Source organism: Pseudoalteromonas tetraodonis (assembly GCF_002310835.1).
Taxonomy (GTDB): domain Bacteria; phylum Pseudomonadota; class Gammaproteobacteria; order Enterobacterales; family Alteromonadaceae; genus Pseudoalteromonas; species Pseudoalteromonas tetraodonis.
The window spans coordinates 31389-53999 of sequence record NZ_CP011042.1 but is presented as its reverse complement, the minus strand read 5'-3'; the positions used below and the strand labels follow the sequence as shown (position 1 = coordinate 53999).

At 39.5% G+C, this 22611-nt stretch carries 22 protein-coding genes and 1 pseudogene; 12 read left to right on the top strand and 11 right to left on the bottom strand.

What is annotated here, in order from left to right:
- Positions 1 to 3219 carry an SdrD B-like domain-containing protein gene (locus PTET_RS16070; RefSeq protein ID WP_096038950.1) on the top strand — a complete coding sequence of 1073 codons (3219 nt, stop codon included), beginning with the start codon at positions 1 to 3 and terminating at the stop codon, positions 3217 to 3219.
- Here the strand turns inward: PTET_RS16070 and PTET_RS16065 are convergent.
- Entirely contained in the window at positions 3206 to 3535 is a 330-nt protein-coding gene (locus tag PTET_RS16065; protein WP_024602434.1) for a hypothetical protein, read from the bottom strand. The two genes, PTET_RS16070 and PTET_RS16065, sit on opposite strands and share 14 nt — an antisense overlap.
- A 163-nt stretch (positions 3536 to 3698) precedes the next feature.
- Here PTET_RS16065 and arfB point away from each other — a divergent pair, with 163 nt between their 5' ends.
- Positions 3699 to 4112 (top strand): alternative ribosome rescue aminoacyl-tRNA hydrolase ArfB, encoded by a 414-nt coding sequence (arfB, locus tag PTET_RS16060; RefSeq protein ID WP_013462803.1) that lies wholly within the window; start codon positions 3699 to 3701, stop codon positions 4110 to 4112.
- Positions 4113 to 4231: 119 nt separating this feature from the next.
- Here the strand turns inward: arfB and PTET_RS16055 are convergent, their stop codons facing one another.
- The 6 genes from PTET_RS16055 to PTET_RS16030 all read right to left on the bottom strand — a co-directional run bounded on the left by PTET_RS16055 (position 4232) and on the right by PTET_RS16030 (position 9222).
- A complete protein-coding gene (locus PTET_RS16055; protein ID WP_024602435.1) occupies positions 4232 to 5281 on the bottom strand; it encodes a DUF2955 domain-containing protein in 1050 nt (349 codons plus the stop codon).
- Between the two features lie 11 nt (positions 5282 to 5292).
- Complete coding sequence (locus tag PTET_RS16050) at positions 5293 to 6357, bottom strand: HlyD family secretion protein (RefSeq protein WP_024602436.1); 1065 nt, start codon at positions 6355 to 6357, stop codon at positions 5293 to 5295.
- A gap of 2 nt (positions 6358 to 6359) precedes the next feature.
- On the bottom strand, positions 6360 to 6836 hold the full coding sequence (locus PTET_RS16045; RefSeq protein WP_024602437.1) for a MarR family winged helix-turn-helix transcriptional regulator: 477 nt from the start codon (positions 6834 to 6836) through the stop codon (positions 6360 to 6362).
- Positions 6837 to 6927: 91 nt separating this feature from the next.
- Entirely contained in the window at positions 6928 to 7641 is a 714-nt protein-coding gene (locus PTET_RS16040; protein WP_024602438.1) for a type 1 glutamine amidotransferase, read from the bottom strand.
- A 71-nt stretch (positions 7642 to 7712) separates the two neighbouring features.
- Positions 7713 to 8609, bottom strand: a complete 897-nt coding sequence (locus PTET_RS16035) for a spermidine synthase (protein WP_024602439.1) — start codon at positions 8607 to 8609, stop codon at positions 7713 to 7715.
- Positions 8602 to 9222 carry a fused MFS/spermidine synthase gene (locus tag PTET_RS16030; RefSeq protein WP_024602440.1) on the bottom strand — a complete coding sequence of 207 codons (621 nt, stop codon included), beginning with the start codon at positions 9220 to 9222 and terminating at the stop codon, positions 8602 to 8604. The genes PTET_RS16035 and PTET_RS16030 overlap by 8 nt, the downstream gene beginning before the upstream one ends.
- A gap of 162 nt (positions 9223 to 9384) precedes the next feature.
- On the opposite strand from PTET_RS16030, the gene PTET_RS16025 reads away from it, so the two are divergent.
- Both PTET_RS16025 and PTET_RS16020 read left to right on the top strand, forming a co-directional pair.
- Positions 9385 to 11460: a TonB-dependent siderophore receptor gene (locus tag PTET_RS16025; protein WP_024602441.1), complete on the top strand. Its 2076-nt coding sequence runs from the start codon at positions 9385 to 9387 to the stop codon at positions 11458 to 11460.
- Positions 11461 to 11719: 259 nt separating this feature from the next.
- Positions 11720 to 12328: a hypothetical protein gene (locus tag PTET_RS16020; protein ID WP_024602442.1), complete on the top strand. Its 609-nt coding sequence runs from the start codon at positions 11720 to 11722 to the stop codon at positions 12326 to 12328.
- A gap of 293 nt (positions 12329 to 12621) precedes the next feature.
- Here the strand turns inward: PTET_RS16020 and PTET_RS16015 are convergent, their stop codons facing one another.
- Entirely contained in the window at positions 12622 to 14703 is a 2082-nt protein-coding gene (locus PTET_RS16015; protein WP_024602443.1) for a TonB-dependent hemoglobin/transferrin/lactoferrin family receptor, read from the bottom strand.
- Between the two features lie 137 nt (positions 14704 to 14840).
- On the opposite strand from PTET_RS16015, the gene PTET_RS16010 reads away from it, so the two are divergent.
- From PTET_RS16010 to PTET_RS15980, 6 genes and pseudogenes are all read left to right on the top strand, one after another.
- Positions 14841 to 15650 carry a heme/hemin ABC transporter substrate-binding protein gene (locus tag PTET_RS16010; protein ID WP_024602444.1) on the top strand — a complete coding sequence of 270 codons (810 nt, stop codon included), beginning with the start codon at positions 14841 to 14843 and terminating at the stop codon, positions 15648 to 15650.
- Positions 15647 to 16699, top strand: coding sequence for a FecCD family ABC transporter permease (locus tag PTET_RS16005; RefSeq protein ID WP_096038949.1), 1053 nt, complete (start codon positions 15647 to 15649; stop codon positions 16697 to 16699). Before PTET_RS16010 ends, PTET_RS16005 begins: the two co-directional genes overlap by 4 nt.
- A gap of 83 nt (positions 16700 to 16782) precedes the next feature.
- Positions 16783 to 17484: pseudogene (locus PTET_RS16000) on the top strand (ATP-binding cassette domain-containing protein); the annotation flags it as partial.
- Entirely contained in the window at positions 17481 to 18224 is a 744-nt protein-coding gene (locus PTET_RS15995) for a HugZ family pyridoxamine 5'-phosphate oxidase (RefSeq protein ID WP_024602447.1), read from the top strand. The pseudogene PTET_RS16000 and the gene PTET_RS15995, both read left to right, overlap by 4 nt.
- Entirely contained in the window at positions 18221 to 18394 is a 174-nt protein-coding gene (locus PTET_RS15990; RefSeq protein WP_235190268.1) for a cupredoxin domain-containing protein, read from the top strand. The genes PTET_RS15995 and PTET_RS15990 overlap by 4 nt, the downstream gene beginning before the upstream one ends.
- A gap of 319 nt (positions 18395 to 18713) precedes the next feature.
- Complete coding sequence (locus PTET_RS15980; RefSeq protein ID WP_051385875.1) at positions 18714 to 18935, top strand: plastocyanin/azurin family copper-binding protein; 222 nt, start codon at positions 18714 to 18716, stop codon at positions 18933 to 18935.
- Positions 18936 to 18974: 39 nt separating this feature from the next.
- Here the strand turns inward: PTET_RS15980 and PTET_RS15975 are convergent, their stop codons facing one another.
- The gene (locus PTET_RS15975) at positions 18975 to 19907 is read right to left on the bottom strand and encodes a ChaN family lipoprotein (protein ID WP_167378575.1); all 933 of its coding nucleotides are present in this window, start codon (positions 19905 to 19907) and stop codon (positions 18975 to 18977) included.
- Positions 19908 to 20060: 153 nt separating this feature from the next.
- On the opposite strand from PTET_RS15975, the gene PTET_RS15970 reads away from it, so the two are divergent.
- Positions 20061 to 20480 carry a hypothetical protein gene (locus PTET_RS15970; protein WP_010388755.1) on the top strand — a complete coding sequence of 140 codons (420 nt, stop codon included), beginning with the start codon at positions 20061 to 20063 and terminating at the stop codon, positions 20478 to 20480.
- Positions 20481 to 20518: 38 nt separating this feature from the next.
- Here the strand turns inward: PTET_RS15970 and PTET_RS15965 are convergent, their stop codons facing one another.
- Positions 20519 to 20962: a GNAT family N-acetyltransferase gene (locus PTET_RS15965; protein WP_024602449.1), complete on the bottom strand. Its 444-nt coding sequence runs from the start codon at positions 20960 to 20962 to the stop codon at positions 20519 to 20521.
- Between the two features lie 155 nt (positions 20963 to 21117).
- Positions 21118 to 21618 carry a lactoylglutathione lyase family protein gene (locus PTET_RS15960; RefSeq protein WP_008130525.1) on the bottom strand — a complete coding sequence of 167 codons (501 nt, stop codon included), beginning with the start codon at positions 21616 to 21618 and terminating at the stop codon, positions 21118 to 21120.
- 104 nt (positions 21619 to 21722) lie between these two features.
- Here PTET_RS15960 and PTET_RS15955 point away from each other — a divergent pair, with 104 nt between their 5' ends.
- The gene (locus PTET_RS15955) at positions 21723 to 22589 is read left to right on the top strand and encodes a LysR family transcriptional regulator (RefSeq protein WP_096038947.1); all 867 of its coding nucleotides are present in this window, start codon (positions 21723 to 21725) and stop codon (positions 22587 to 22589) included.
- The last annotated feature ends 22 nt before the right edge of the window (positions 22590 to 22611 follow it).

Genomic DNA, 22611 nt, shown 5'->3' with positions numbered 1-22611 from the left:
ATGCTACACATTAATGCCTTATACTATGGTATAACGGCTCGCTTGTTACTTTGTACATTACTGTTAATTGTACCCAAAGCAATCATCGCAAAGCAGTTACCGACTCTTTATCAATGGCCTATTGATGAGGAGTCTTTTGTGATTATAAATGTCAGGGTAAATGGGCGCTCAGTTGTCTCCGACTTAGAAGCTTACTACTCAAAATCAAATAAGTTGCTACTTCCCATAAGCGGCCTGAAATCGACCATGGGAATTAGCTTAAACGTGTCACAAAATACACTGTCTGCTAACGTTGACTCAAGTGAGCAGGTGCTGAATGCTGAGCTTTCCTCAACTTTAGCCCCCTCAGAAAATGTTTCATTGTGGGCTGTCGATGACTACGACCACTATGTTGATTTATCTGTTATAAATACACTTTTAAATACCGACTCGCGCTTTGATTACTCACTGATGCAGGTTTCATTTTCTAGTAACTTGCTTACTTATAATAACAACCAAGTAACGAGTGGTATTACAAAAAAAATTAAGTCCAAAGCACTGCAATACGACCACTTTATAGACGACCAATACCAAGCGCTAACCTACCCCGTGTCTGAATATTCGCTATCAGCAAGCTATAAATCGTCTAATAATCGTTATAAGGGACTACTCAGACTTAATAGCTACTTTGACTTATTTCATCATCGAGCTGAACTACGATTCAACAAAAACGAAAACACCGCTAATACCTTTTTAAAAATAACTAAAGACTTTAACTTAAGTGAACAAGATCACTCACTGGCACGCATTCACTACCAATTGGGAGATATTCAATCTCAGTCAGATCAGCTTATTACTAGCTCAAACCAAGGCCGGGGATTTTATATTTCAAATGCTAACCCGCATTCGGCACAAAATTTTTCAACTATCACCATTGAAGAACCGGCACTACCGGGCTGGCAAGCAGAGCTGCATCGAAATGGCCAATTTATTGCCACGACTCAAGCTAACGACGAAAATTTGGTTCGATTTACCGATGTTGAAACTTTTTACGGCAACAATATCTTTGAAATTAAACTTTTTGGCTCACAGGGTGAGCAAATTACACGCACTCAAAAATATACAATAGGGCAAGACGCACTATCGCCCGGAAAAATAAGCTATCAGGTGGAGTTTTTAGAAACAGATAAAAGCGTTTTTAATCAATCCAGTAACTCCTCAACGGCGATGAGTAATGCCTTTAAAAGTAATCTCTCTTATGGCATTAGTGAGTTTATTACTTATGACGCTCAAATTACTCATTTGCAAACTGAACAAAATAACAGCAGCTACCTATCATCTGGGCTAAACACACTTACAGATCACGGCAGTTACCGTTTTTTAGCCACAAAACAACTCGATGCTGGCTATGCTTATTTTGCCGGTTTTAGAGGCCTACTTTCTAATAAACTTTATAACGATATCAATGTTAATGTTGAATACAGTGCCCTTAATAACTTTTCTAGCGCTTTATTTGTAGCAAAAGAGAACTCACTCAAAAATAGGCTGTCACTGAGCCTCAATGGCCGCACTGATTTTTTTAACTCCCTTAACTGGAATATGAGGTGGAACAATGAAGTACGTAAAAATACTAACACTAAAAATCGGTTCTCATTAGGCATCAATAAAAGTTATGTCGCAGGAACATGGTCAAGCCAACTATTTTATGATGACGATACCAATAACCTAATAAACCGGCTTTATTCTTCAATAGATATTGCCTCTTGGAAATGGACCAACACCTTAGATTGGCAGGCTAATAATGGCGCAGAACTCACTCGTTTGAGAAGTAGTTTACGCTGGCCACAAACACAAAGTACCTTTAATCAAACCCAGCTGACGTATCAGTCTAACTCTGCGGCAAGTACGCTTTTAAATCATCAATATACTTACCGCCATGAGATATTTAATATACAAGTATCAGGGCAAGTTGATAATCAAGGAGATTGGCGCTTATCTTTAGGTTTAAATGGCACATTTAGTTTTGATCATTTAGAAGCAGACTTTAACTTTGACACTCCTCGCTCATTAAATTCCGGGCAAATAGAAGTTAGTTCGTTCATAGATTGGAATGAAAATGAAATCTTTGACCAAGGCGATGAGCCAATTCAAGACGTTAATTTTACTGGCAACTACCTATGGCGAGATAAATACACCAATAATGACGGAAAGGTCTTGCTACCAAGCAGTTACGGTGGCCAGGTTTTAGATGTTAATTTACGCTCGTTGTCTAATCCTTACTTGCAGCCCTCTTTAGGAAAAATTAAAACATTGGCTCATAGAGGCGGACAAACCAAAGTAAATATTCCTTTAGTGGTCTACAACGAGGTTGAGGGGACTATTTATCTATCGAGCAATGAAAAGAGTAAACCTATCGCAGGACTGACGGTTGTACTTAAAGAAAAAGACGGCGAAAAGCATTATTCAACGGTCACTGAATATGATGGTTATTATTATTTCCCCAATGTTTCTCAAGGAAATTATATACTTGAAATAGAAAAAAATGAGCAACTCTCAGAAAACATAACTATAAAAAATCTTCCTGAGCAGGTCATCACTGAAAAAAGCGGCGATACCATAATATTGCAAGATATTATTGTATACACAAATAACGCTGATACCTTAACTGAACAAGCTACAATAGCGGCTGAATCAAACCAACAAACACCTTATTTTGTGCAATTAGGCGTATTCAAAAAGTTTCAATCGGCACTTACTGTTGCGAATAAAATTGATAAAGCAGCCTATGCTTTGCAGTTATATAAGCATGAACGTCGTGATAGCTATTACCTCGTTGCAGGCCCATATAACAATGCAGCTAAAGCACAACAAACCATTAATGATGTTTATTCAATACCAGCGCTTCATGGTAGCTTTATGGTTGATGCAAGGCGATATGCCTCACCACAGTGGCGAAAAATAGGGGAGTGGAGCGATATGCAAACCAAAAATACTGAGACTTATTTTTGCCAGTATGGTGCATATACCTCTAAAAAATCCGTTAACAAAAAACTACTAAGGGAAAACCCATCACTGTTCATAGCAGAACGAGCAATAAAAGGTAAAGCCCACTATTTGATGCTGTCAGGACCTCATAATGCAAAGCAAACAGCTTGTGATACGCAAGTGATTAAACAAATAAAAGGGCTCACCACCGCGATAAAGAAACCTTGGCACAGCATTTTTACTATAAATCAGTAGTAAAGTACTGCACCTGTGTTTTGCCATCACTGTTTAAATGCGACTCACATTTTATTTCACAACGCGCTCCCGCAGATTCAGCAACCCAAATCGATTGCGCGCTCTTTTTGATATAACACGCAGAATACAGAGCATCTTCTTTTTGCGCAGCAACAACAAAGCAACGCTGAAAATCACCCAAAGCTAATACTTTGATTGGATAAACTTGTTCTTGTGCAATTACACCAGCACTAAATGTTTGTGATGATTTAGCATAAACAGCATATGAAATAGCGAGCATACACACCAAAAACATTAAAATAGATATTTGTTTCATATAATTAAAGCGAATTAAAAAGCAATATAGTAAGTGTAGAATAAATTAGTTTTTATGTGTTTATTTAACAAATATTAGACTGTAAATAGCAATGACCGCTTGATTCACCACAAGTCAATGTACTGATGATATAATACATTTTTTGCAAAAAGAGCGGGGCACTATGTTAACTATTTCAAATACCGTAACCATAGATGAATGGGAAGTAGAGCTCAGCGCTATTCGCTCACAAGGTGCAGGCGGGCAAAATGTTAATAAAGTAGCCAGTGCTATACATTTACGCTTTGATATTAATCGCTCTAAATTACCTGACTTTTATAAAGAACGATTACTTGCTTTAAAAGATTCAAGGATCACCAAAGAAGGGGTATTGATAATTAAAGCGCAAAGCCACCGCACTCAAGAGCTCAACAGGGAAGATGCATTAAAACGGCTAAAAGATTTAATTTTAAGCGCGACTAAAGTTAATAAAGCACGTCGTGCTACCAAACCTAGCCGTAACTCACAGCGTAAACGCATGGACAAAAAAACCAAACACGGCCAAACCAAAGCCCTACGCGGTAATATTAAGCTATAACTTAAGTAATCTGAACTCTGGATAATAAATCTATCTCAAGCAGCTATTTTCAGCGCTAACTGCGTTGAATTTACTTGCAATAGGCTAGTATAAAAAAGGCTGCGGATGCAGCCTTTAATTTAATCATAAGTATGATGGCGGGTGACGCTAAATCGGTTGAGGATTCGATGCACTACATACACTGCACTTAAGCTTACTGTTACTGCAACAGCCACCGAGCTAAATCGATACATGGCGCTGTATATTAAATCTTGCCCTGGGCCTAACGACTGACCAAATAAAATGCCAAACGTGGTCAATACCCCAAACCCAACACCCGGTGGACCACCGCCTAAAATATGAAAACGACTGAATATAAAAGACAAAATCCATAATATAGCCACCGGAAAAAGCAAAACGTCAGTATGGTTATACAAAAACAATTGCGCAACTAAAGCAGCATTACAGCCTATCAGTGTACCAATAATACGTTGCCAACTTGCGGTGCCCGCAGCCTTAAAACACAACGAAAACAAAATTAAAATAGACGCCGCTTGCGCCGAAATTGAATCTTGTAAGTCAAGTACCTGAAAAACCTCGAATGATAAAGTCGCAACGCTAGCGCATAGCAACACCTCGTGACGAATACTTTCTTTATCCTTGTGTGGCACAGCCCGCATGGGCCGCGCTGTCACATCAGGAAACAAACCATGCATCAAGAGCGCAATAATAATAGTAATAAAAATAGCCATACCATTACTTAAAATAAGCGGGTAAATGCTGCTTCCTTGATCAACATGGCTGGCAAAGTGCAACTGAATCGATAAACTCACCGCACCTAACGCACCAAATAAAAACGCACCACCAGAGCTCATTAAGTAAAACAATATACAAAAGCTGGCAAAAATAATGAGCGTCATTAACACCGGCAAGTGTGAAAATAAGCCCTGTAAAATAAGCACTATAAACGCACTGTAGGCAGCACTGGCAACAAATTGACGGATCACGCCTTTGTTAATACTTGGCACTAAACCGAGTAATAACATAGGGTAAACTGTAAAAAATATTCCATTGGGCCAATTCATTAACTTGCACAAAGTAAAACCAATAGTGCAGCCGCCAGCAATCCGTAGCGCTTGGCGTAAACCATTTGAATCGAGTTGTGGCGCTTGGCTAACATGTTGTGTCATTACTCGCCCCACTAATAAATGTAATGTAACCAACTAATAAAGCGGATCTGTACTGATCCCAACCATTGACCTATAGCCGATTGTGGAAGTAACTGCACAGTGGCACGCGCACCACTGGGCATATTATTTATAAGTTGAGTGTTATTTGGCAGCACTAAATGAATACGTTGACGCTGAGCGTCACGAACCCAGCGGTTGCTGGTTTCGGTGGTGCTAAGTAATCCATTCGCACTAAGTTGCCCGTCACTAACACCTGCTTCGAAGGTTTCAATTTTAGCGTCGAATACTTCACCAGGTCGGCTGTCAAACACTACTTTTGCTAAACTGCCTGGCTGCATATTTAATAGTGACTTTTCACGAAAATCAGCCACTAAATCTGCTTTTCTTGCCACAATAGCAAGTAATGGCTTACCCGCAACAGCATAGGAACCCTCAAGTAACTGTAAATTAGCCACTACACCATCACTTAAAGCACGCACTTGCGTATAGGATAAGTTAAGCTCGGCTTGCGCTAACTGATTGGCCGCATGGCGCAGCGCTAAATTATCTTGCCCTGAATCGCCACGCGCTAAAACAGCTTCAGAAAGCTGTGCTTCAAAGGCGGCTAAATTAGATTGGCTTGCTGCAAAATTTGCACGAATGCTTTCAAGCTCTTGTTCCGAAATAGAGTTTTGTTTATAAAGCGTTTCGCCACGCTTTTTTAATAGCTGCTGCTCATGCAATTTAGCGTTAGCTGCACTTATTTGTGCCTCAAGCGCTTTTACATTGGTATCAAGGCGTTTATTTTGAAGTTTAGCATCGTCAAGGGCAAGCTGTGCTTGCTCAAGTGCTAGTTGGTAAGTATTTTTATCTATCTCAAATAATACATCACCCGCTTTAACCGCTTGGTTATTACTGACCAATACATCGGTAACACGGCCATTTATTTGCGGTGATATTTGCACAACCGGATGATAAACCCGTGCCTGTGGCGTAACCGGCAACCATACATCGGCAACAATATAATAAAAAAAGACAACAATAAAACCAACAAGCGAAACTTTAACGTAGCGGGCAAATTTTTGATCAGGTGTCATACTTATTTATCTCCAGATAAGCTTGCAATACAACGCCGCGCGTTTTCTTCCATTTGCACTAAACTGTGCGCCATACCATCAAGTTGCTCAGTACTTAAACCGGCATATAAACGCTGTTTAATATCGCTTGTTAGCTCTTTTAAGTGTTCTAATAACTTTATACCCTCATCGGTAAAGTACAATTTTTTACTACGTTTATCGTGTTCATCAACTTGTCGAATAACCAGATTTTGCTGCTCTAATTGCTTAATGGTGCGCGTTAATGAGGGCATTTCAATCCCTAAACTGGTCGCCAACGCTTGCTGTGTTGCCCCTAAAGGTAAATGATGTAAGTGAATCATTGCCGTCCAGCGCGACTGAGTTAAACCTAAGGGTTCAACCGCCACTGTCACCGCTTCTCGACATAAGCGGTGCACTCGACCCATATTGCCGCATAAGGTTAAATCGAGTGTTTCATGAAAAGGAATAGTGCTGCTCATAGGAACTCTTGCTTGTGAATATCCAGCAAATTTTAGCATTAGTTAGCAGGCTAAGTAAATGTTTGGTATTTTAACTTCACGTAAATAAGTATTATTTAGATAAATAGTGTACGGCAAGCTTATCTAAGAAAGTATAAAGCTTATTGTTCATTTCACTATAGTCCTGACTTAAGAGCTTTTCGGGATTTTCTACAAAGCGATGGTTTTGGGCATTGCTTAAATCATCGTTGGCAATGAGGAGGGTAACCACCTCGGTGGTCAGTTCCATGTGGCATTGAAAACCAAATACTAAATCGCTATAAGCGACTATTTGCCTTGGACAACCTTCGCTATAGGCAATAATACTGGCTGTAGTAGTCAGCCCTGGCATATCGTTATGCCAATGCCCCACATTAAGCTCACTGCCAAAATGGCTAAATAACGGATGATTCAAACCTGCATCAGTGAGGGTAATAGCAAACTTACCAATTTCCTTTTCTGGACTAGGTTGATAAGCCGCGCCTAACGCTTCACCAATTAATTGCGACCCCAAACAAACGCCCAACACTACTTTGTTTGCCGTGATCATGCTGGCAATAAAGGCTTGTTCTTTTTTGCTATCAAAATAAGCGCATTCTGCAAGCGATGTAGCGGGCGATTGTGGCCCACCCATTACGATTAAAAAGTCTATATCATCAGCATGTTGCGGTAAGTTTCCAGCTAAATAAATACGGGTATAAGACAGCGTATGACCATTCATTTTAGCCCAGGTTTCATAAGCGCCTGGCGCTTCAAAATGTTCATGAATAATAAAGTGAATGTGCATTATCGCTTCCTTAAAATATTATCTTTTTAATAAGTAATGGCCACCGGATATAAGTGACCATATAACAGCTACTAAAAGTTAAGTAAATTTGCTGGAGAGTATTGATCGGTTAGCACCTTAGTATCACTTGGCCAATCTTTACCATCTTTGGTGAAAAACATACGCTGGCTAATTGCCTTTATATCTACGTCATAAGGGGCAAGTAACGGAGCTAGCTGCGTCACCCGCTGCGCTATTTGTTGCTCTGTAGGGATATTGCTATAACCAGCTAAAATAATACGATTACTATTATTATTGGCTGTTACATTAATAAAATCGCCAAATACCGCATGATAGGTTGCCGACTCATGCTCATAGAGTTTACTTGATGAAAACGTGTTAGCAGCCACAATTCCGCCTTCGGCTAATACGCTTTTTATCTCTTCAAAAAACTCTTTTGTGAGTAAGTGCTCAGGAATGTAATCGCCATTAAACGCATCTAAAATAATCCAATCAAATTGCTGTTTTTTAAGCGCCGCACGTTTAATAAAAATACGCCCATCTTGCACTTTAGCAGTTACGTTATCGGTTTCTATAAAGTTAAAATAATCGCGCGCCACTTTAATTACCGCAGGATCTATTTCTACATTTTCAATATGCGCACTCGGGTATAGCTCGTGAATCATATTAGAAAGCGTTCCACCACCTAAACCAATAATGAGCACATTTTTAGGGTTATCAATCAGTAACAAACTAGAAAAAGCCAGCTTAGTGTAGTTAAACACGAGTTTTTTAGGGTCGCTAATGTACATGCAACTTTGGCTGCTTTGTCGGGTTTTTTCATCAAACTTTAAACAGCGTAAATCGCCAGTTTCTTCAACGAGTAGATTTCGATACAAGGAGCGCTCTTTATGCACAACATTAGCTGCACTGTATGATGAAAGCAGTAGCGCCGTAATACAAACAAACAGGGATTTAAACTTAAGCATAAACGGCCTCTCGTACTTTAAGTTTGTCAAAGGTAATAGCAATTAGCCCAAGCGTGCCCAATACACCAGCAAAACCTAAAATAATCGCGTTAACATCAAACGCCAGTACCATATAAAAAGAGGTAATAATGGTGCCCAGTGCGCTGCCTAAGGTACTTACAAAATAAAGGCCACCTGCTACTTGGCCGCTGCGCTCACTATTTGTGACCAGTAAACGTACGGAGTAGGGCGAGATCATGCCTAAAATAATGGTGGGTATAAAAAATAACGCGGTTGAGGCGAGTAACGAGCCATAGCGACTGTCTTCAATATGCGAAAAAATAAATGCCATAATTGGCTCAGCAAACAAAGCAATGGGTAGTACCATAATACTGGCAACTAAAAAGATTAACCCATATTTGGTCAACGAAGGATGACGAATAGACAGCTTACCCCCCAGTAAATACCCAAATGATAAGCTAAGCATAAATACCGTAATAATACTGCCCCAGATATGCACACTACTGCCAAAGTAAGGCGCTAAAATTCGCCCACCTAATAGCTCTATTCCCATAATACTAAAGCCACTACTAAACGCTAAAAAGTAAATTAATGCATTTGTTTTTGTTAACATTATATTGTTCTTATTGTGTTATTTTTATCCATCTTAACGTGATAGCTGCATAGTCGCTAGTGTAAAAATTAGACGCACACATAGAGCGCAAAAAAACATTTTGTTATAAAGTAACACATGTTATAGTTTTGGTTATAATATAACGTTACTAAAAAGCATTTTATGAAGTACTCATTAATTTACTTAGCCTGCTTAAGTGCAAGCGCACAAAGCCTTGCCCAAAGTCAACCAATAGAGAAAATTGCGGTTACATATAAACAAGCTTACCGAGGCGATATTCCTCAAAAGCAAATGCCACAATCAATCGAAACCCTCGATAACGCGGTACTTGATCAAAAAGGAATAACTCAATTACAAGATGCGCTGGACTTTTCTGCCAGTATTTCACGTAAAAATAACAGTGGCGCATTATGGGATAGCTTTTCGATTCGTGGATTATCGGGTAACGAAAACATGCCATCGGGTTACTTAATTAATGGTTTTAGCGGTGGGCGCGGATTCAGCGGCCCTCGTGATGTATCAAACATTGAGTACATTGAAGTATTAAAAGGCCCAGGCTCCGCACTTTATGGCCGCTCAGAGCCCGGCGGTACAGTTAATATCGTGACCAAAAAACCTCAGTTTGAGCAACAGGGTGAGCTAAAGCTCAGCTTAGGTAGTGATAATTTTAATCGCGTTGAAGGTGACTATACAAACGGCATTAACGATAACACTGCATTTAGAATAAATGGCGCATGGCAAGATAGCGACAGCTACCGCGATGAGGTGTACACCCATAAAAAGGTGGTTACACCATCGATTTATCATCAAATAAACGCTTCAACCAGCATCACTTATGAATTTGAATACGTTGATTTAGCCCAGCTATTTGACCGTGGGGTTGTTGTACTTAATGATAATTTTAATACTGTCCCTAACTCGCGCTATTTAGGCAATCCAAACGATGGTGACACGCAAGTATATTCTCGTGGTCACCAAGTGACTTTAAATCATGATATAAACAATGAATGGTCACTCGTTGTAGGCGCAAACTACCGCAGCTCTACACTAACTGGGTTTTCGTCTGATGCTGAACTTGCACCCTCGCGCCAATCATTATTCGATGATGGCCGCACACTTACCCGCCAACAGCGCTACCGCGATTATGAAGTTGATGATACCAGCCTTAAATTTGAGCTAAGCGGGCATTTTGATACCGCAGGCATTACCCATCATTTATTAATGGGAGCCGATGCATACAAATACGACTTACGCACTGGACTTTATCGTTATCGCGGCGGTAACGGCACCTACACAATTGATATTTATCAACCTAATTATAACGTTGCGCGTCCTGAAGTAGGTTTACTCTACGAAAACAACGAACAACAAGATGCTTATGGTATATACGTTCAAGATCAAATGGATCTGACTGATAAATTTAAGCTATTAGTTGGCCTTAGGTTCGATAGCGTAGATCAAGACATTTTAGAAACCAAAAGTGCTGTGCTTTCAAGTAGCTCACAGAGCCAGGTAAGCCCGCGAATAGGCTTATTATACGAGCTAAACAACGCTGTAACCTTATACAGCAGTTACTCTGAAGGCTTTTTACCATTAAGTGGCACAGATGCAAGTGGCGACCCATTTGGCTTTGAATACAGTGACTCATTTGAAGTAGGCGCTAAATTTAGCTACCAAGGCATAACGGGAACCCTAGCATTATTTGATGCCACTAAAAGTAATATGTTAGTAGCCGACCCTGTAAACGTTGGTTTTTCAGCGCCTATTGGTAAAGCAAACAGTAAAGGTGTTGAACTCGATTTAAGTACTTACATTACTGATGATACAAAGTTTAATTTATCTTACGCTTATATAGATGCCAGTACGGCAAACGACATAATAAATGCTGATTGGGGCGTGCCAATAAAAAAAGGCAGCCCATTAGTCAATGTGCCTAAAAATAACTTAAACCTAACGCTTAGCCATCAAACAGCCTTGCTTGGTAAAGAGCTTGAGCTAGGGGCTAGTTATCAGTACACCAGTGAACGATTAGGCGATGCCGCCGATTTAACATTTAACTTACCGAGTTATCAACTAGTTGGTATTTTTGGGCAGGTAAACTTAACCGAGCGCACCAAGTTAAATATCAGTGTTAACAATATTTTTGATGAAGAATATGCTCAAAGTAGCTACAACGCATTATGGGTTTACCCCGGTGCGCCTACTCAATTTAAGATGTCATTGGCCTATCAATTCTAACAATTTCATAGTCCCGATTAGCTATTTTAACGTCTAGTTATTTATAGTTTTTCATCCAAAGCGTCTTAATGTAGTGGTTAAGGCGCTTTTTTATTTTTTTGTATAATACATAGCCGCTGTTAACCCCCTTTACAGTCACTTTCATATCATAAAATAGCTGTCTGCATTATGACATTTTAGGTACGCTGTATTATAAAACATGTTATAAATATCACACTAAAATACAGCGACTCCGGTTAGATTTAAAGGACAAAAATAAATGGATACAAGCAGCAATAATAGCTCGTTAATTATTTTTCTTATTTCTGCATGTTTATTGTTACCATTCCTAGAAAGCATGCACGGGGGAGCGCTATGGGGGTTAAATTGGCACTCACCACGGCTTATGGATACATTAAGCCATAATCTACTTTATATAAAATTAGTGTTGGTAATTACGGGTTTAATACTGCTTTTCACCAAACCTAAAAAAATTAAAAGCATAATTAAAAATAAAATAGCCCAGTGGTTGTTCTATATCATTCTTACATTAGTCGGTGTAATACAAATTCCTTTTTTGTGTTTAGGGATTTTAGTCAATGGTTCTTCATTATCAACGCCTGATTATATTCACAAACAAAACACGTTTACTGATCGTACTATTTATATTTATACCGCAGACCCTGGGGCAATGGGGAAAGCCTATCATTATGCGTATTTAAATTGCCCGCTAGCATTTGGCCGTTATGAGCTAAAGCGAATTGCTAAACTCAATTGGATGCGCGAATACACGTTTTACATTGAAAAGAATAATCTGATAGTAATTGATAAAAATTCTGATGGTTTAACGCATACTTTTGGTATGAGTGATGTAACCTGTTCGAGCTGATACCTCCTTTTTATAATTAGCTTAGGTTTCTCGTGTTGAATACGCATGCCATAAGTGCCTTTAGTAAACCAATATTGATTTAAACGCACTCTTTTGAAAATGTATGCATAGTGCTATTGAAATATATGAGCAGTACAAAAATTATAGAGACGTAAACCCCCTTTACACTATGGTGCAATACGCAGTGTTTTCTAGTGCTTTATATACCAATCAGCTTAAACATAAAAAAATTCAATCCGTTAAATTATTCAGATATTTATGCCGATTGGTATATATACAACTTTTAATATTAATTAAAACTGATAGCTTATCCGAGCCGAAACATTACGTCCTGGTTGGCTATATTGGCTAAAATCAGTACCTTTGGATTGACCAGCAATAAGTTCAAACGGTACGTACTCTTTATCGAGTAGGTTAAGTAAACCTACATTCATTTGCCATGCTTGCCACTGATAATTTGCATATAAATCAACAACACCATAACCGTTACCTTGTGTTGTTTTATTACCATTAGTATCAAGTACTACATCAGACTGCGCCTTAGCTAAACGCCAAGCAGCGGTCCAATTAACATTGCCAAACTCAGTGCTTACTAATATAGAACCATTTAACGGGCTAATACTAGTGAGTGGCTGGTCAGAATCTTTGTTTTCACCATCTACGTAAGCAACATTGGCTTCTAATAAAATATCGTCGGTAACATACATAGCAATACCAGCTTCTACACCGCTGATCTGGGTTTCGCTAATATTTTGATATTGGTAAAATGTTTTATTTACATTAGGAATATAAGTTGGTTCAACACCCGCGATTGTTGTTTCGATAAAGTCATCATAGGCAGCATAAAAAGTACTTAGATTTACACTAATATCGCTACTTGCGTATCTTAATCCGATCTCGAATGAGTCACTGCTTTCAGGGTCTAAATCTGCATTTGGTAATATTTGATAAAATGGCTCAACACCATGGCTTTGATAAGCTTGGTCATGTGGCGGTATTTTAAAGCCTCGAACATATTGCCCATACCAAGATAAATTATCGTCTACCTGATAAATCACACCCAGCTTTGGTGAAAACGCAGACTCGGTAATATCATCAAGCTCGATGTCAGCGTATAGCGCATCTTTTTTTGCTTCAAGTGCATAATAATCGTAACGAATACCCGCAACTAACGACCAATCAGTCTCATTAAATTTAATACTGTCTTGCATATATACACCAACTAAAGAAGTATCGGCGCCAGGAAATGCTTTTTGTTTTTCATTCGTAAAATCAACAGTACCATCATTTAATACACGGGTTTTTAAGCGTGGTCGAGTAGTATCATATAAATCAATATCGATTCCATAGACAAATTCATGCTCGGTATTTTCTCCTTTAACTTCCTTACTAAATACCGCTTTTAAGCCTAAAATATCTTGCTCAAACCCGTAGTCATTATAATCGATGTAATTTCTAGCTGCGCTTATTTGGTCACTTTGTTGCTCGTATCGACTATAAGATAGTTGCCCATACCATTTATCAAATATAGCTGTTGCCATATCTGAATCATAATCGAGTGCAAATGAGATATTTGTGTCTTCGTCTTCGGTTTCTTGAATGGATGGAGTGATTACTTGTTCTGTCGTTTGATTAAAGTAATCTAAGGTGTATTTAAGGGTGCGTTTTTCATCAAGTTTTTGCTCAACTTTAAGCAGCAAAGCGTCCGAGCGGGCATCGTAACCTGGTAAATCTTCAACGTAGTTTTGTACTTCTTCACTATCGCGATGGCTATAAACAGCGCTAATAGCAAAGTCACCTAAATCTTTTGCTGCTGTAATATCAGCAGCAACCTGATTACTTTGGCCTTGGTAGCCTAACGCTACTTTTACCAAGCTTTGTTGATCCACTAAATAATCACTCGGGTCTTTAGTTGTTATTACTACAATTCCCCCTAGTGCATCAGAACCATATAGCGATGATGCCGCCCCTTTTGCAACTTCAACTTGTTTAACACCCGCAACATCAAAGTAGTTTCGACCCACTAAATAACCGCCGCCGCCAGCGTAGCCATCGTTTGTGCGTCTTCCATCTTTAATAAAAACAACTCTGTTGCCACCAACACCCCGTACAGTTAATGTTTGCGCGCCTGCGCCACTGCCAGTACTTGAGATACTTGGATCGTATTTAAACATAGTTTGTAAATCTACAGCGAGCTGACGCTCAATATCTTGTTCGGTAATAACCGTTACTGAGCCAGTCACATCTTCAAGCTTTTGTTCAAAACGAGAGCCACTAACCACAATATGATCGTCAATAACATTTTCGGCCAGTGCGCTACCAGAGCTAATTAACAAAGAGGCTAATGCTGTAAATTTAAAAGAAAAGGGATTCATCTCCACTCCAAATGATAATAGTTATTATTTACTTTCAAATGGTACAACCAACCCGAAATAAGATCAATTGATTATGATAATCATTATCATTTAGATTAAAGTAGTTATAATACTAAAAAATAAAATCGGAGTTTGTTATGAAGTACCTAATTTTTTTTCTGGCTTTAGCCACTCAATCAGCACTCGCGAAAGAGCGTGTGATCAGTGCTGGCGGCACATTAACTGAAATAATCTACGCACTAGAAAAACAAAATAGTTTAGTCGCGGTTGACCAATCAAGTATGTATCCGCAACAAGCAACACAGTTGCCACAGGTAGGTTACTATCGAGACCTAGCCGCTGAGGGAGTGCTTTCAATGCGCCCAACTACGTTACTTGCACTTGAAGGTGCAGGAAGAGAGCAGGCGCTCAAGCAAATAGAAGCGACCGGAGTGAAGGTTATTCACTATAAAAAACCGACTTCTGTAAATGAACTACTTGAGCTAATTAAGCGCCTTGGTAGTGATTTAGATGCAAACCTAAAAGCTCAAAACCTAATTACTAAAATAAAAAAATCGTTACCTACTAAAGCAAAAACACAGACTCACAACGCTTTGTTTTTACTTTCAGCTAATGAGCGTGGGCTCGTCGCAGCAGGACAAGAAACGGTGCCCAACTTGCTGTTTAATTATGCGGGCATTACCAATATAGCTGCTACGCATACAGGCTTTAAAGCAATTAACAGTGAAGTACTGGCTGTAAGTCAGCCCGATTTTTTAGTGGCGCCAGCGCATGTTGTGCAAAGCCTTGGTGGGAAACAAGCCTTTTGTAAACAACCTACACTTCGTTTATTAAAAGCAGCGCAAGAGTGTCAGTTACTGGTCATGGACAGCTTACTTTCACTGGGCATGTCGCCGCGTATTGCAACTGCGATTCAAGCATTGCATGAGTATAAAACACGCTTATGAGCACGTTAACTTTGAATCGTTTTAACGCCATAACACTGAGTAACCCGCATAAGTGGATGCTATTAAGTTATGGCTGCATTTTTGCTTTAGCATTACTTAGCATAGGCTATGGAGCCGCAGGATGGGATTGGCGTTTAGCTATTGCATGGCTAGCTCCTGAACATTTTAGTCAATTTGATGCGCTACAAATCAATGTGGTTACACAAATACGCCTGCCTCGTTTTGTCCTTGCAGTGATGGTAGGGTTAGTACTTGCACAAACAGGGGCTGCAACCCAAGCGCTATGTCGTAACCCGCTTGCTGATCCCTCTATTATTGGTATAAGCGCAGGCGCTGCAATGGTCGCGGTTGCTTTTATCGCCCTTAGTGCACAATTTAATTTTAACGCCCAACACTACTTACCTTATGCCTCATTTTTGGGCGCACTCTCAGTAACGTCGCTGGTATATTTAGTCTCAAAACAACAAAAACAAATTAATATAAATACGCTTATATTAGTCGGTGCCGCCATTAATGCATTGGCATTCGCTGTTATTGGATTATTAAGTTTTTATGCCGATGACAGCGCACTGCGGTTAATTAACTATTGGACCATGGGCTCATTAGGCGGTGCGAGCTGGGATAATATAAAACAGGCGAGTCCTTTGCTTTTACTGAGCCTTATCGGGCTATGGCGATTAAAAGAGCCAATGAATCTACTTCTTATCGGTGAATCACAAGCTCAATACTTAGGCGTCGATACCAGCAAGCTTAAATTATACGTCATTATATTAGTGGCATTGGGCGTAGGTGCGGTGGTTGCGCTAACAGGTTTAATTGGCTTTGTTGGTTTAGTTGTCCCTCATATTGCACGCCTAATGGTTGGGCCTCATTTACGAAATATGCTGCCACTTTGTATGCTTTTAGGTGTCATAGTGTTGCTACTTTCAGATTGGTTAGCACGCTTGGTTGTTATGCCTGCGGAGCTGCCGATAGGCATTATAACGGCGTTACTTGGGGCTCCACTATTTATATATTTGATCATTAAAAATAAGCGAGATTGGTCATGATCACGTTTAACAACCTCAATATAGGCTTTAACACCCATCGTGTTTTAGAGGGTATTAGCGGCAATATCTAAGCAGGACAACTTGTCGCACTGATAGGCGAAAATGGCGCAGGTAAATCGACCTTACTGCATACTTTGGCAGGCATGCATCCCTTTGAGGGAGATATACTATTTAATACCAAACCTTTGCATTCATTTTCTAAAGAGCAATTAGCTAGCAAGCGCGCTGTAATGATGCAAAGTAACCATGTTGGCTTTGATTTTAGTGTAGTTGAACTCATTGCTATGGGTCGCTATCCCTATACAGAGTCTCTTAAAACACAAGCCAATAAAGTTCAAAAATATGCCTCACTTATGGATTTAACCCATTACCTAACACGTCGAATGAGTGCGCTTTCGGGCGGCGAACAACAGCGTGTTCATATGGCGCGCACATTAGCACAGTTAGATGCTTTTACTGCGCAAACGGGGCCTAAATTAATGTTGCTCGATGAGCCAACATCAGCGCTAGATATGCGTCATCAACATACTTTACTTAGCTGTGTTAGAACCTTTGTAGAGCAAGGAAACAGCGCCATTATTGCTATACACGATCTTAATTTAGCAAGCCTTTATGCAACCAACGCTATTTTATTACACAACCAAAAAGTGCTGCAAAGCGGGTCTATAAATACCGTTTTAACAGCACAAAACTTACAACAAATGTACGCCATGAAATTGCACGTTAACCCTCATCCTTATAACGATGCGCCCATGGTTTTTTCTCAACGTCAGGAGTTTTCATGAGAGAGCAAGCATTAAACGACGCACGTACGCTCGTTTTTAAAACCCATGCCGGCGTAATGTCGACCATTTCAAATAATTTACGCGGCTATCCGTTTGGCTCTGTTACACCTTATATGTGTGACGAACAAGGTCGCATCTACTTTTTTATTAGTGACATAGCTCAGCATACCAAAAATTTAAAACAGGACTCACGCATGAGTCTGACTATTTTTGATGCCGCCGATTATGGCGATCAAAACGAACATGGGCGAGTAACACTCGTAGGTGATGGCTCTATTGTGGCAAAAGAGCAAAGCGAAGTGCTACTTGATAAATATATAGCTTTGTACCCTGAGGCTGCAAGCTATCGCAATGCGCATGATTTTCAGCTTTGGCAATTAGATGCAGTACGGGTGCGTTATATTGGCGGTTTTGGAAAAATATTTTGGCTTGAGCAAAACGAGTGGCAAGCTCAGCCTAAAAAGTGGGATGAAAGCCAGCAGCAAAGCATGATCACTCATATGAATGAAGATCATCAAGATGCTATGTCGCTGATATTAATGCAGCACTATAACGTAGCCGATAACACCCCAATAATGAGCGGCCTACTACCCACAGGCTTTTATATACAAAGCCACAAGCGTAATTACTTTATTAATTTTGCGAACGAGTGCGATAGCCCATTAGCCGTGCGAAAAGCACTTGTAGCCTTAACAAATAAAGCTCGAAACAGCTCAAACCAACTAGCACAGACAGTATGAAAAAATTAATAGCCTTACTAAGCACTACACTGCTACTGAGTACCAATGCTGCATATGCAGACGAATGCACACTAAATATAGATGCAAACGATATGATGCAGTTTTCAACTAAAACACTAAGCGCCCCTAAAAGCTGTAAGCAAGTGACCGTAAAGCATAGGGCGTGTTGAACTTTGCGGATTGGAATTTGTTCAATCTAGGGGCGATTAAGTCGCGGCGCGAGATTTGTAACCTGGTGGGCTAAGTAAAAATCGAGCAACAATGAGTTTATCGCCCCTAGGCAGAACCCGAAGGACAGCGCATGTTTGGTATTTATGCTGCGTTATCGCCTATTTATGTGGAATAACCACACTTCATAGGCTCTGTCTTGCCTAAAAACCAAACACACTGCTGCAAATTCAACCATCAAAGATCAACACGCCCTTGCCACACCGGTAAATTACCTGCCAATGTAATGGGTCATAACTGGGTGCTATCTACGATTAAAACATGCAAGGTATTATCACAGATGGCAACGCTGCAGGGCTTAGCAACCACTACATAAAGCCTAATGATAGTCGTGTGATTGGTGCTACAGACATTATTGGCGGCGGTAAAACAACCGACGTTACTTTTAAAACCAGCGGCTTAACCGCCGGAACCGATTACACTTTCTTTTGCTCTTTTCCTGGCCATTACGCCATGATGAAAAGCACATTTACGCTTAAGTAAATATTAAAAAGTGTATTACACAAACACAGTGCCAACCTATTATTGGCACTGTGTTTTCTCCCCTCGTTTGGCTAAAGCTTTAAATGCAGCTTGTTGATGTGCTTTTTGCACATAGCGAGCAGGCAAAGCGTTAACTTCTAATTGATAACCACTTTGCTCAGATTGTACCTTTGATACTGGCGAAACCCATACAACATTAAGCTCTGGGGCAATTCGCTTAATTACCCGCGCTATGCCTTCACCATTTCTCACATGAAAGTCACCAGCTAAATGTATAACCTGCGTGCCCTTATTTTGACTAATATAGTTAACGATAGACTCAGCCATGGTTTCGTCCCAAGTAACTTGCGCGGCGTAAAGTTTTTCGTTTTTACTCGCCGTTCCATGATGCATGGATTGCATAAAGCGTTCTTTATAAAGGCTTGGAGAAGTATCTATCTCTTTTGCAATAAAACTACGCTGTTGTGGGTCGGGTTTATTAATATAATTAATACCTTGGCGACCAATACAGGTAACAATATGCTTAGGCGCATTTGCAGCTATTACATCGCTATTTTGTATCTTCGCCAATTCCACTAACGCACGATAATCGCTCTTATAATTAGGCCAAGCCTTAGTATTATCAATTAGGTATTGTTCACCTATTTTACTCTCAAGATAAAGGTTTAGTGTTTGCTGATCAGCGCGACTAAATTGCTCAAGCGATAAGGCAATAGGCTTATTTTGTGTGCTTAATTGCTGAAATAGCTGAGCCTGAAATAAGTGCACACCGGGGTGTGTATGCCATTCACCGACTAAAACAACATCGGCATTCAAAAGCGTGGACTCTGACAATATTGAATTAACTCGCTGGCCATTTGCATTATAAAGCCCGTAATTATACAAGGATGAATTTTGAGATATTGATACTGTGTTTGTACTGCAGCCTGATAATCCACTGAGTAAAACAAGTGCTAAAAATGGGTTTTTCATATCGGTTTTTATAAAAATAAGAATCAAAACAATGAAGTTAGTATACACAACAAACTGCTTTAAACCTATAAATGCAAATAAAAACAATTATCATTTGATGTTTTAAGATTTCTGTTTTACAGTCTTAAAAAATATACAGATATGGAACGTCCCATGGCCTTACCTTTTTTATGTGCTCGACACAAACAACATGTTTTATGTCAACCAGAGCAAGCAATTATAGATATTCAAAATGCGCAGCTAAGTGGCGAAGCGCTGTTTAAACGATACCAATTTGCACAAGCATTGCCGTATTTGGGGTGTGCACTTGAAAGTGCGTCCTTATTAGCTCAAATGTATAACTGTGCGAATAAACAGCAAATCATACAAATTACCTCACTTACAGAGCGCCTTTATTCCACACTTCACTTTTTAGACGAACAAAGTGCTGCGCACAATGCACTCATACAATCTATTAATCTGCTAAACGAGATATTGTATAGCGATGATGAATATCATGACTTAGCGCTTTCATGCATTACACAGCTAAAAAAATTAGCACTGCAACATCCTCCACACCTTACTAAGCACTAATCTTTATGGCAATAAGCAACGCGCTAAACAAAATTGGGTTAACTTTTTATATTAATAATGGCTAACATATCTTCTTCGTCTTCATCTAGGCCAACTTCTTCAAACCCAAAACTAGAATAAAAATCCTTAGCAACAGGGTTTTGCGGGTTATAACAAATCTCGATTTGTTCAAGCTTAGAAGTCGTTTTAATCTCTGCAATTGCCATTAATAATGCTTGGCGGCCAATACCTTTATTTTGATGATGTTCATCTACCATAAAACGCCAAATAGAAACTTTTGTAGGGGTTTCTTGCACCCACATAAAAAAGCCTACAGGCTTATTATTTTGGTAAATAGCTTTACAGGTATGTCCACTATTGTAGTGCGCCTCAACTAACGACCACATATTACACGCTACGTATTCTTGTTGCGCTTTGGTAACGTCTAAATCGCATACCTCTTCGTAATTAGCAGAAGTGATATCTTCCAATGAAATGTTCATTATTGTCCTTAATTTAAAACATGGAGTTATAAGTAGTTTTGTTTTATCACGTTATCAGCACTAACATATCTAGGCAATGTATTCTTTTTAGGCACAAAACCACAGTAATAAATACTGCGGCTTTGTTTTTACTAAATACTTTAAGCTATGTGCTTTTAGTATGCGCCTGCGCTATATATAAGCTCGTAACTGTGGCTGTAAATCTCAAGGATGTTACCAAACGGGTCTTCCATGTAGATCATGCGGTACGGCTTTTCACCAGGGTAGTAGTAACGTGGCTCTGGCATACGTTTTTTACCACCTGCGGCAACAATGCGATCTGCTAAGCCTTCTACATCTGGGTCTTGTACACAGAAATGGAAGATACCGGTTTTCCAGTACTCAAAGTTGTCTTTAGGGTTTTCTTGGTCTTTAAATTCAAAAATTTCGACACCAATACGATCGCCTGTTGAAAGGTGCGCTATTTTAAATTTTTCCCAATTTGGACCAAATACATCGGTACACATTTCGCCAATGGGGCTGTTATCTTCAGTGATCACTGTCGGCTCCATTATGGTGTACCAGCCCATCACCTTAGTGTAAAACTCTACGGCTTTTTCAACATCCGGTACTGAAATACCAATGTGCGAAAAACTACGTGGATATGTATGACTCATAATAAATACTCCTACTTAACTATGTTTAGTTGATGGAGTTAGTTTACGAATTGACCAACATTAAGTAAAATTATCATTAATCATCATTTTGAGTATATTTTGTAATGATAAATCCGACATGGTTAAACACGTTTTGTACTTTAGTTGATGTAAATCATTTTACCCAAACCGCCGAGCGCCTTTATATGACCCAGTCAGGCGTAAGCCAACATATAAAAAAGTTAGAGCAGCAACTAGATTGCGCCTTGCTTGAGCGTCACGGTAAACAATTTACGCTTACTATTCAGGGTCAAAATTTATATCAGCAGGGTAGTCAGTTACTCAAAGAATGGCAGTTTTTAGAGCAGCAATTAAAAGATGATTCACCTTACAGCGGTTTAGTTAAAATACAGTCGCCAGGCAGTTGCGGGCTAAAGTTTTACAATCAACTATTAGCATTGCAAGTAGAGTACAAGGAGCTAATTATAGATTACCGCTTTGCTCCAAATACCAGTGTTGAACAAGCAGTGGCCAATCATAGTGCCGATATTGGCTTTTTAACTCAAGCGCCTACCCTTAGTGAAGTTACCAGCCACAAAATTGGTAAAGAATGCCTATTATTAGTAACGCCCGCACATATAGAAAACCCAACATGGAGCGCATTAAATCAACTAGGTTTTATTAGCCACCCCGATGCAAAACATCATGCACAGCTTTTATTAAGTGAAAATTTCCCAGAATTTGAACATGTTGATCAAATTAAGCAAACGGGGTTTTCTAACCAAATAAGTTTAATACTGGAGCCGGTAAGTTTAGGGCTGGGTTTTACGGTTTTACCAGCACACGCAGTAAGTGCTTTTAATAAACCTGCGCTTATTAAAACGCATCATTTAACCAAACCAATTAGCGAAAATATTTATGTGAGTCATCACCGAAATAGACCATTAGCAAAGCGTATGCATAGCGTTATTAACGCAATAAAAGCAGGCTAGGGCACCCAAATCAGCGCCCGTA